Origin of the sequence: Acinetobacter faecalis (assembly GCF_034187745.1) — a bacterium.
Lineage (GTDB): Bacteria > Pseudomonadota > Gammaproteobacteria > Pseudomonadales > Moraxellaceae > Acinetobacter > Acinetobacter faecalis.
In genome coordinates, this window is sequence record NZ_JAXHPF010000012.1 from 1 (window position 1) to 12,095 (window position 12,095).

8 protein-coding genes and 1 tRNA gene are annotated in these 12,095 nt (G+C 36.6%); all 9 read left to right on the forward strand.

All coding sequences use genetic code 11. The annotated features are described in order from the left end of the window. On the forward strand, window positions 1–5,641 hold a 5,641-nt coding region (locus SKM54_RS11545; RefSeq protein WP_321095398.1), incomplete at its 5' end, for a BapA/Bap/LapF family large adhesin. Between the two features lie 158 nt (window positions 5,642–5,799). Next, window positions 5,800–6,648 (forward strand): BapA/Bap/LapF family prefix-like domain-containing protein, encoded by an 849-nt coding sequence (locus SKM54_RS11550; protein WP_321095399.1) that lies wholly within the window; start codon window positions 5,800–5,802, stop codon window positions 6,646–6,648. A 148-nt stretch (window positions 6,649–6,796) separates the two neighbouring features. Then, entirely contained in the window at window positions 6,797–8,218 is a 1,422-nt protein-coding gene (cysS, locus tag SKM54_RS11555) for a cysteine--tRNA ligase (RefSeq protein WP_321095400.1), read from the forward strand. A gap of 62 nt (window positions 8,219–8,280) precedes the next feature. After that, window positions 8,281–8,356: transfer RNA gene (locus SKM54_RS11560), tRNA-Gly, on the forward strand. 199 nt (window positions 8,357–8,555) lie between these two features. Then, window positions 8,556–9,533 (forward strand): KpsF/GutQ family sugar-phosphate isomerase, encoded by a 978-nt coding sequence (locus SKM54_RS11565; RefSeq protein ID WP_154773778.1) that lies wholly within the window; start codon window positions 8,556–8,558, stop codon window positions 9,531–9,533. Between the two features lie 3 nt (window positions 9,534–9,536). Continuing rightward, window positions 9,537–10,076: a KdsC family phosphatase gene (locus SKM54_RS11570; protein WP_154773776.1), complete on the forward strand. Its 540-nt coding sequence runs from the start codon at window positions 9,537–9,539 to the stop codon at window positions 10,074–10,076. Between the two features lie 39 nt (window positions 10,077–10,115). Then, window positions 10,116–10,661: an LPS export ABC transporter periplasmic protein LptC gene (gene lptC, locus SKM54_RS11575; protein ID WP_321095401.1), complete on the forward strand. Its 546-nt coding sequence runs from the start codon at window positions 10,116–10,118 to the stop codon at window positions 10,659–10,661. After that, window positions 10,651–11,217, forward strand: coding sequence for a lipopolysaccharide transport periplasmic protein LptA (gene lptA / locus SKM54_RS11580; protein WP_154773774.1), 567 nt, complete (start codon window positions 10,651–10,653; stop codon window positions 11,215–11,217). Before lptC ends, lptA begins: the two co-directional genes overlap by 11 nt. Then, window positions 11,217–11,960 (forward strand): LPS export ABC transporter ATP-binding protein, encoded by a 744-nt coding sequence (gene lptB, locus SKM54_RS11585; RefSeq protein WP_248104183.1) that lies wholly within the window; start codon window positions 11,217–11,219, stop codon window positions 11,958–11,960. Before lptA ends, lptB begins: the two co-directional genes overlap by 1 nt. Window positions 11,961–12,095 lie beyond the last annotated feature (135 nt).

The following is a 12,095-nucleotide window of genomic DNA, read 5'->3' on the forward strand; positions in this document are numbered from 1 at the left end:
TGAAGCTGTATTGGAAGCTTTGCTTGATGCAAATAAATCAGCAAACTCAACAGACATTCCAACGCTTGAACAAGCAACCTCAACATTAAATAAAGCGGTTGAAGATGCGATTGCAGCGGAACGAGCAGAAGATTTAGCCGAAGCAAACAAAGAGCTGATTGCAGCACAGGAAGCACTGCAAGAGGCGATTACTGCTGCAAATAATGCACTGGCTTCAACTGATCCACTATTAGATGGTGAAGAACGAAATTCTGTTTATGAAGCACTTATAAAAGCTCAACAGGAGTTAATTGAATCAGTAACTGCAGAAGAATTCTATGATGCAGCATCAGCATTAAATAAAGCAGTTGAAGCTGCGATTGCAGCGGAACGAGCAGAAGATTTAGCGGAAGCGAACAAAGAGCTGACAGCGGCACAAAAAGCACTGCAAGAAGCGATTGAGGCAGCTGAGGCAGCACTTAAACCTGATGCAACACCACTCTTAGATGGTGCAGAACAAACAGCATTGTTAGCTGCATTATCAACAGCGAAAGATGCAAAAGGACTGACAGATGTAGATGCACTTAATTCAGCTGCCAATACCTTACGTACAGCGATTGATGAAGTTGTGGCTGCGGAACAAGCAGAGATCGAGGCACTTCGAGTACTTGAAAAATTGATTCAGACAGCTGAAGAACAAAGTTATCCAGCTGAAATTCAAGCGCTACTTGATCAAGCAATTGAAAGTGCGAATAGTGTTGCGGTTCGTCTAGAATCATCAAAAGCAGAGTTAGAAGCAGCAACGAAGAAACTGACAGAGGCTTTATCGAAAGCAGCTTCAACTCAGGAAGCATTAGATAGTCAAGCATTGAAAGAAGCACAAGAGGCACTTCAAGAAGCGATTACTGCTGCAAATAATGCACTGGCTTCAACTGATCCACTATTAGATGGTGAAGAAAGAGATGCAGTATGGGAAGCATTGTCAGATGCTAAAGGCCAGCTTAACTCTGATGATTTACAGGCTGTTATCACTGCTACAGATACGTTAAATGATGCGGTTCGAGATGCGATTGCAGCGGAACGAGCAGAAGATTTAGCGGAAGCGAACAAAGAGCTGACAGCGGCACAAAAAGCACTGCAAGAAGCGATTGAGGCGGCTGATGAAGCATTAAATTCAGTAAATCCTAAGCTAGACGGCACTCAAGAAATCGAGTTGCTCAAAGCTTTAGCACTTGCGCAAGGCAAATTAAATTCAAAAGATGTTGTTGAATTAAATAAAGCGGCTGATGATTTAGTTGCAGCGACGAATAAAGCTGTATCTGAAGAGCAAGCTGAGCTTGTGGCATTACAAGGACTTGTGGATCTTATTGAAGAAGTACAACTAGAAGCTACATCTGGAGAATTTGATCAAGCTATAGCGAATACGCTTCAACAAGCCATTATCAATGCAACTAATATTGCAGATCGTCCTGAATCGTCTAAATCAGAATTAGAGGAAGCATCAAGAGTTTTAGCTGAGCAACTGGATGCTGCTAAATCTGCACAATTAGATTTAGAAAATCAAATTGTAGAAGATGCAAGATCGTTGCTTAAACAGGCGATTAAAGATGCTGAGTTAGCATTAGAATCAACAGCTCCATTATTAGATGGATATGAGAAAGAAGCTGTTTTACAAGGTCTAGTGGTTGCTAAGGATTCATTAGATTCTTCCGATATAGATGAACTTAAACTAGCTGCTGATACTTTGAATGAAGTTGTTGATAAAGCAGTTACCCAAGAGAATCTTGAATTGGAAGCTTTACAAGAGCTTAGAGAATCTATTGAATTAGCACAATCAAAAACATATGACCCTGATATTCAATATGTGTTAGATAAAGTTATTGTATGGGCAGAAAAAGTTGCAGATCGAGATTCTTCAACAGAAGAGGAATTAAGAGATGCACTCATTGAGCTTGAAGATGCAATAGCGTATGCAGAATCACAAAGTACGATTGTTTCCGATATTAATGCACCTGAAATATCTATCAATCCTCTAGGTTTGAAAAATGATAAACAGCCATTAATTACGGGTACAGCGAGTGATGAATCTAATTTTGAAATATTTGTAGAAATTAAAGATACAAGTGGCAATGTTATCGATTCAGGTTTAGCTGTAATTACTGGCAACACATGGCAATATAAAGCTTCTAATGAATTAGAAGATAGCGAATATACAGTTGTGGCTACTGCTACAGATGTTGCAGGCAACACAAACAAATCTCACATTATTGAACTCATTATTGATGCTACTGCACCTCAAGGTTTGAAAGCAGCATTAGTGGAAGATACGTCAATAGTGGATGACAAAATTTCAAAAAATGGTCAGGTTGCTGTTACTGGAATTGAGAATGGAGCAACGTGGGAATACTCTCTGAACAATGGTATATCTTGGATCAAGGGAGTTGGTGAAAGCTTCAAATTGAGCGATGGGCAATACAACGTCATTCTTCGTCAAAAAGATGCTGCGGGGAATATAGAAATTTATAATATGGGTAAAGTTATTATTGATAACCAAAATCCAATTATTTCTGAATTAAGTATTTCAGCCAATAACTCAGTTGTGTCGGGTAAAACGGAGGCTTATGTATCTGTTGAGATTACTTTAGATGATAAAGTAGTAGGTACTGTCCAAGCTAATGAGTTGGGGCAATTTACCTTCGTAATGCCAGAGCAAATCACAAATAAAGTAATAATTAAGTTTAAAGCAACAGATTTAGCAGGAAATGAGTCACCATATTCTATTATAGAAACTCAAGCATTAGGTGAAGGTCAGTTATTTATACCTGCTGATAATAATGTTGTTTTAGTAGCAGATATTACACCAACTATTCGTCAGCCAAATGTAGCTAAAGAAAATATTTTAGCTAGTGAGACTACAGGATTTACGATTGTAAATGCAGGGTTAGGTGATGTTTTAAATGCTAGTGTTTTAGGTGATGTATTAAAGACTTCTCTACAGATTGATGTTGCAGAAGATACTATGCGTCGAATTACGCTTAAATCTCAAGCAGGTGGTGTAGCAGTCTTAACAGAATACGATCTGTATGTGTATCGTTTGAATAAAGGTACTGGAGAGTATGAACAGTTTAAGGTTCAACCATCTTGGCTGAAAGCATCATTATTAGCAGGTAATTCAGACTCATTAACCTTAGATTTACCTGAAGGAGAGTATATTGCTTTCTTATCTCCTAAATTTGGTATAACTGCTTTGGTTGGCTATACACTATTTGTAATGGATGATCAGGTCTTAGATTATAGTAATCCAGTAGCAGTGAGTGGTGGATATTCAGGTGATGTAATTAAAGATGTTGATACTCAATCTGGTGTCGATATTGTGCCAGCAGGTACAACGGTTACCCAAATTAAGTTTATAGACAATACTCTGCCTGAAGGTTCTACCAATACGACTACGCCTGTAAGTGTTACTGATTCGGGGGGTACTTTAATTCAAGGGAAATTCGGTACGCTCACAATCAAATCTGACGGTACATATAGTTATAAACTTAATTCAGATTTCAAGGGTGTTTATGGAGAAGCGAAGGAAACTTTTGAATACACATTAACATCTGGCGGTGTTAGTAAATCTGCTGAATTAGTGATTGTAATTGACAATAAAGTTCCAGAACTTTCACCTGTTAAAATGACAGATACGCTAGTTGTAAGTCCAGTAGCCAGTGTTACTGATGTAACAAAGACTAGTGATAAGTTAGCTGACTTTACAAGTTTTGAGCTATTGCAAGTTGGACTATTGGATCCTATTTTGAATGCTAATGCCGTTAAATTATCGGATTATCGTCAATTCACTGTTGCTGAAAATACTGTACGTGAATTGACTATGGTAGGTGATGCAGGAGGTGTTGCAGTTGGAGCAACATTTACATTACTTATTTATAAAAAAGATATTACTGGTAACTATGTGCAATATCATGTTGAAGAAAATTGGTATAGCGCAGTGCTATTAGGTGGTAAATCTAAACCTTTAACATTATCTTTCCCAGAAGGTGAATATATAGCGCGTATTGGCTTAGGGGGAATTTTAAATGTAGCCGTAGGTAGTACGCTTAAATTTACTAATGATTATGTATATGACTATTCACAACCTGTTGAAAACTCTGTTCAAGGTGTTTCTAAAAATAGTATTGCGTTAGACAGTGATGAGATTATTTATAAAGTGAATGACATAGCATTTACGCCAAATAGTCCTTCAGATGAACCAGCAACAATCATTATTACAGGTAAGTTTGGTACGCTCACTATTAATGAAAAAGGTGAATATCAGTATCAAATTAATAGTAATACATCAACTTGGACAGAGTTGCCATATGGTAAAGTAGAGTCATTTAACTACTATGTTAAAGATGCGCAGGGCAATGTTCGTGTCGAAAACTTAAATTTTGAAATAAGTTTAAATAATGCTGAGGACTTAAATGCAACAGTAGCATTAGAAATGTCAAATGTCATTGAACCTGTTTCTCAGCAAATTTTCTCTGGTTTAAAAGGTGAGATTAAAGAAACTATCATTATTCAAGAAGGTTTTGCATCTGAATCAGTGAACTTATTCTTTAATACCACATATAAGTTAACAGAAGGTCGAAAAATAACTTATGAAATTCAAAAACTTGGTTCTAATGAAGTAGTTAAGGGAGTTATAGAAGGAGCTGAAAATGGTCAGTATGCTAATGAAATTGGTATTCCTAATCTAAGTTCTGGGCAATATAGTTTTACTGCTAAATTGGAAGGTTTCCCTTTGGGAGCTAGTTTTACAAGCTCTATTATTGAATACCAAAAAATAGATTTGGATAATTTTGTTCTCGAGGGAGCAAAAGCAAAAGGTAGCCTAGATAATTATTCAAGTTTCGTAAATGCCGAATCCTATACAGTAAATGGTAAAACAGTGTCACCATTAGCTGGATCGAATAGTATTTCGGTTCAAGGTAAATATGGGACATTGGTTATCTTTAAAGACGGGTCATATGAATATATAGCATCTGGTACAGGATATGGACTTGAAGAGTTCGATTATGTTGTTAAGCCTATTGTAGGTGCTTCCGATAAAGGGGCTTTAACTATTGAAGTACCTCCTAGCATCACATTAAATCATTATAGCGGTTCAGATTATAATGACATTATCAATGGTACAGCTAATAACGATTTTATCGACTCAAATGCTGGTGATGATACGATTAATGGCGGTGCTGGAAATGATACGATTAATGGTGGTGCTGGTAATGACACCATTACAGGTGGAGAAGGAATAGATACGGTAGTATTTGATCTTCTTTCACAATTATCTGACGATGGTGGTAATGGATTTGACGTCTGGACTGACTTTACAGTAGGTCAGGATACTGGTGATATTATTGATGTCAGCAAATTGTTAAATGGCTTACAAGACGAAGATAATATTTCAGAATATATCTCTATTGCTGTTAAAGGTGATGATGTTGTTTTATCTATCGATAGAGATGGAGCAGCTTCAAATTACGGTAAAGCCGACTTGTTGAATTTACAAGGCAAAGCTAAAGACTCAAATTTCTTAGAGACGAAAGATGGAGTTCTGGTCCTCAAGTCAGAAGATGACATCTTGAAGCAACTTCTTGTTAATAACCAAATCGTTTTCTAATTAAATCTTAGAAAATTGAAAAATAAAAATCCCTGACTTCGGTTGGGGATTTTTTATACGTACAGATTTTAAAAAACCTGTCTAAACATTTAGTTTATTGAGTTAGAACCCTGAATTTGGTAAAAAGCTCCTAATTCATGTGATGTATTGAGAGAATTGTGGCGCTTTATAATATTTATAATCAAGTAACAGGGGCTTTTGTCACAAATGGTTCGACAAAACAGCCTATTATTGTTGAGTTAAATGTTGATAAAGCAAACGTTAGAAACACCTTTAAAGATGAACAAGATTTAATTGTTTCACTGAATACAGGTGAAGAAATTATCATCAAAAACTTCTTTGATGATAAAGGTATCAATAAACTTGTTATACAAGAAAGTAATGGTCATTATTCTGAAATTTTTCCTTCAGAATTGAACAATCAAGGTTTATTTGAAGTTGTTAATTACGCCAAAATCGAGAATTTCGCAGATTATTTATATCAAGCATCCGTTGCAACAAGTGGAATGGATTGGGTTGATGCCGCGATAGCTGTGGGTGCTGCTGGACTAACTGCAGGAATTCTTTACGAGAATGAAAAAGACTCGCAAAAAAATGATGATCAACCAATACAAGAATCGCCAGGATTGCTAAATTTTGAGCAAGTTCCATTGATAGATGATGAGTCGAAAAATACAGAAATTTTCAACCTTTTAAATGATTTAGAACTAGAAAATCTAAATACTGTTGAAACTTGGGATAACTTCCAAGTAGGTACAGTGGGTGTTGATCCAGAAGCAGATATTATCGATGTGAGTAAGTTGTTATCAGATGATGCGACATCAGAAAATATACAAGACTATATTCAAGTTAATTATGATGAAGCAACGCAAACTGCAATTATTTCAATAGATCGAGATGGTGCATCATCATCTCAATACGACATGGCAGAATATTTAACGCTGGCTGATCTTGAAAAATCTGTGACTTTAGATGAGCTGTTGCAAAATAATCAAATCGTTTTCTAATTTCTATTTCTGACGTTAAACGAAAAAATCCCAAACTTAGGTTTGGGATTTTTTATGTAAAAACCATAAAATTTAATGTTAAAACTTTATGAAAAATAGTGCTTAGGTTAAGATGAGCCATCTTTTATAAAAGCACTTATGAAAACCTATGCAACCATTTGTTCTATACAATTCAGAGCAACGTAAAAAAGTTGAATTTGTTCCACGTAAAGAAGGACATATCGACATGTATGTGTGTGGTATGACAGTTTACGATTACTGTCATATTGGTCATGCTCGCGTAATGGTTGCATTTGACTACATTATTCGCTTTTTACGTAGCCAAGGTTGGAACGTAAAATACGTTCGTAATATTACAGATATCGACGACAAAATTATTAAACGTGCCAATGAAAATGGTGAAAGCATTACCGCTTTAACAGACCGTTTCATTAAAGCAATGAACGAAGATGCTGAAAATTTAGGATGCTTACATCCAGATGAAGCACCACGTGCGACAGAATATATTGATCAAATGCAAAATATGATTGGTACGCTTGTCAATAAAGGCACAGCTTATCCATCTGCAAATGGTGATGTTTATTTTGAAGTTGAAAAATTTGCAAAATATGGACGCCTTTCAGGTCGTAAACTTGAAGATATGCAAGCAGGTGCATCTGAACGTGTAGATGTTGAAGTTGAGAAAAAACATCCATTCGATTTTGTACTTTGGAAACATGCGAAAGAAAATGAACCTTCATGGGCTTCACCGTGGGGGAATGGTCGTCCGGGTTGGCATATTGAGTGTTCAGCAATGTCGACTTGCTGCTTAGGAAATCATTTTGACATTCATGGCGGTGGTTCAGACTTAACATTCCCGCATCATGAAAACGAAATTGCACAATCAGAAGCTGCAACAGATGAACAATATGTAAACTATTGGATGCATGTTGGTTTTATTAATGTTGATGGTGAGAAAATGTCTAAATCATTAGGCAACTTCTTTACTATTCGTGATGTGATGGATAAGTTCCATCCTGAAGTGATTCGCTATTTCATTGTATCTTCGCACTATCGTAGCCCTGTAAATTTCTCAGATGCGGCTTTAAAAGAAGCGAAAAATACATTGTCACGCTTCTATCATTCATTCAAAGCATACCAACAAACTTATGGTACAGAAGTTGTTGTTGCTTATGATGAAACATTGGTAGAGCGCTTTAATGTAGCAATGCGTGATGACTTCAATACATCTGAAGCAATTGCAGTTTTGTTTGAAATTAACAAAGCATTAAATACGTCAGTTAAAGATGAAAACGCAGAGCAGGCAGCTGTTTACTATGCAACTTTACGTTATTTAACCAATGTTTTAGGTTTGGTTCAGCATAATGTAGATGACTTTTTAAAGTCAGATATTGGTCAAGAAGCTTTAGGTTTAAGTGCTGAACAAATTGAAGATTTAATTCAGCAACGTGTTGATGCTAAAAAGGCAAAAGAATTTGCTCGCGCAGATGAAATTCGTCAATCTTTACTCGATCAAGGTGTTGTTTTAGAAGATACGCGTCAAGGTACAATTTGGCGTCGTGCTGATTAATTAATCAAACAGAGTTGTAGAGAGTTGACATCAGCATAAAACTCTCTATAATTCACCTCATTGCGGGAATAGCTCAGTTGGTAGAGCATAACCTTGCCAAGGTTGGGGTCGGGAGTTCGAGTCTCCTTTCCCGCTCCAGAATACGAAAAAGCCTTTATCGAAAGATAAAGGCTTTTTTTATGGCGAAATAAAAGTAAATTGAGTCTGTAAATTTAAGTTTTCTTATACATTTAGAAACGTTGCCGTTGAATAGATATGCTAAAATTGCGAAAATTAAGCATAAATACATATGAATGGCTCTTATTGGGCAAGGTCTTAAAAGTTGAATTCAGAAAACATGCCAAATCAAATTGATTTTCAAAGTGTTGCTTTAGAAACTTTAAAAATAGAAAAGCACGCTTTACAAGTTCTTGCTTCTCAAATTGATGAGCGTTTTACTCAAGCTTGTGAAATTATTTTGCAGTGCAAAGGTCGCTTAGTTGTGACAGGTATGGGTAAATCGGGTCATATTGGTCGCAAAATGGCTGCAACTTTTGCCTCAACAGGAACACCATCATTCTTTATGCATCCAGGTGAGGCAGGGCATGGCGATTTAGGCATGCTGGTTCGTGGAGATGTACTTATTGCAATTTCTAACTCTGGTAAGAGTGATGAAATTATGATGTTAGTGCCTTTAGTTAAACATCTTGGTATACCTTTAATTACGATTAGTGGCGACAATAAAGGTCCGATGCCGCAAAATGCAGATGTTGCACTTACATTAGGTAATATTCAAGAAGCGTGCCCACTGGGTTTAGCACCTACATCAAGCACAACAGCAACCTTGGCTTTAGGTGATGCTTTAGCAGTAGCTTTACTTGAAGCACGTGGTTTTACAGCAGATGATTTTGCACGATCGCATCCTGCAGGTGCATTAGGCAAGCGTTTACTTTTAGATGTAAAGCATTTAATGCATACAGGTGATGAGTTACCAAAAGTATCGCCAGATACGCCAATGAATAAAGTCTTATATGAAATTTCAAGCAAGCGTCTTGGTTTGACAACAATTGTCGATGAAAACGATGCTTTACTTGGTATTTTTACTGATGGTGATTTACGTCGACTTATTGATAAACAACAAGGTTTTGATGTTCATTTGAAAGTATCTGAAGTCATGACAAAAAATCCAATCACAATTGGGCAAAATTCTCGTGCTGTCATTGCTTTAGATAAAATGAATGAAAATAAAATCAATCAATTTGTTGTGGTAGACATAGACAACAAAGTAATTGGTGTAATTGGAATGCATGATTTAATTCAAGCTGGGGTAAAATAAATAATGGCATCATATGTTTTATTAGAACAGGCGCGTCATATTCAGGCTTTAGTTCTAGATGTTGATGGTATTTTAAGTGATGGCTTTGTAACACTTACCAATACTGGTGATGAAATTAAATCTTTTGATATTCGTGATGGTTTAGGCATGAAGCTTGTGCAGCAAGCGGGTGTCAAAGTTATTATTATCACAGGTCGAAAAAGTAATATTGTAGAAACACGTATGTCTGCATTAGGCGTAGATTTAGTATTTCAAGGTCGTGAAGACAAAGGTGTTGCACTGAAAGAAGCATGTGCACAATTTAATCTTAAACCTGAAGATTGTTTATACATGGGCGATGATTGGCCTGATTTATCTGCATTTGCAATTGCAGGAATGAAAGTGACTGTGCCAAATGGACATGTTGAAGTACGTCGTCGTGCAGACTTGGTTACTCAGGCAATGGGTGGTCGAGGTGCTGTTCGTGAGGTTTGCGATATGATCTTGTTATCGAAAGGCGTATACGAAGAGTTACTTGAAAAATACGTAACTGCTCCACAATAATGTTATATACATTCAAAAGCTTGAGTTGAAATCACACTTATGGATACAAAAAAGTTATATGTCACAGCTTTAATTATTGTAGCTATAAGTAGTGGCTATTATTATTTTGGCGGAAAAAGTAAGAAGTTAGAAGTCGATTCTTCTAGAAGTATGACCTATTCTGCTGAAGTAATTAATTTGACACAAACCGATGAAAAGGGCTTGGTATCTTTAAAGGCACAAGCAGATCGTCTGGAACAGGATATGCAAAAGCAGACCTCTCGTTTAGATAACTTACATGCTTATACTTTTCAAAATTCGAGACCCGATGGAACTTTCTATGCAAAAGTAGCAAATGCATATGATGACAATGCAAAAGTGATTATGTCTGATGAGGTTGTTGCTACACGGTTGTTAGAAAATGGCGAAAAAATGGTGTTTAAGACGACCGAGCTAACGGGCTATCCGAAAACACGAGAGTTGCAAACAGATAAGCAAATTACCGTTGAATCTCCACAAGCTAACTTCATGAGCCGTGGAATGAAAGCAAACTTTAACAACGGACAATACGAATTCTTTAATATTCGAGGCATCTATGAACGATAATTCTAAGATTAATACATTAAAATTTTTAGCTAGAAAATCGGTATTGGTTGCTAGTTTAGCTGTTGTATTTTCAAGTGCTGTATATGCATTACCATCAGATCGTCAAAAACCACTTTCATTGCTTGCAGATAGAGCAACGTTTAATGAAAAAACAGGTGTTACGACTTATTCAGGTAATGTCATTATTGAGCAAGGAACAATGAAGCTTCAAGCAAGCTCAATTGTTGCAAATCTCGATGCGAATAAACAAATTAGTGTTATTACTGCAAATGGTAGCCCTGCAAAATTTCAGCAACAGCTTGATACTGCAAAAGGTCTAGCAAAGGGGCAGGCACAAAAAATTGTGTATAACGCACAAACAGGAATCATCACGCTTACAGGTAATGCACTGTTAGAACAAGATGGTTCAAGTATTCGTGGTGCAACATTAAGATACAGCATGAATAAAGGCGATGTTGAAGCGATTGGTACTCCAAATAGTTCTGGTTCAGATGGCCGTGTGAAAATTGTGATTCCACCAACAAGCTCTAAGTCTTTCCCAGGAGCACGTGATTAATGGATCAACAGCAAAAACCACAAACTTTATGCATTAAGCATTTAGCGAAAAACTACAATAAACGTTGGGTAGTAAAAGACGTATCTTTTACCATGCAAAGTGGTGAAATTGTAGGTTTACTTGGGCCAAATGGTGCAGGTAAAACTACAAGTTTCTATATGGTTGTTGGTCTTGTGCGTATGGATAAAGGCGAAATTCATTTAGATGATTTGGATTTATCCGATTTAGCCATGCACGAGCGTGCGCAAAAAGGTATTGGTTATTTACCGCAAGAAGCGTCTATTTTTAGAAAGCTGACAATTGCCGACAATATCATGGCAATTCTTGAGACTCGTAAAGATTTAAACAAAGAACAACGTAAAAAACGCTTAGCTGAATTATTGGCAGATTTTAAAATTACGCATATTAAAGATTCATTGGGTATGAGTGTGTCTGGTGGTGAGCGACGTCGTGCAGAGATTGCACGTGCTTTAGCGGCTGATCCTAAGTTCATGCTACTTGATGAACCTTTTGCAGGTGTAGACCCAATTTCAGTAGGTGATATTAAAGATATTATTAGTACGCTTAAAAACCGTGGTATAGGTGTACTTATTACAGACCATAATGTCCGTGAAACATTGGCAATTTGTGAAAGAGCTTACATAGTGAGCGAAGGTTCAGTCATTGCAGAAGGCTCTCCTGAAGATGTTTTAGCCAATGAAACTGTGCGCCAAGTTTATTTGGGCGATGACTTTAAGGTATAGAGTTATTCATTTCATGCAAATATCTAACGTGAATATTTGCATGAAATGTAAATTGATAAATTTAATAACAAAACTATGCGAAATAAAATATTTTTCAACTAAATCCTATTAAAATACTTTACATTATATGAAGCC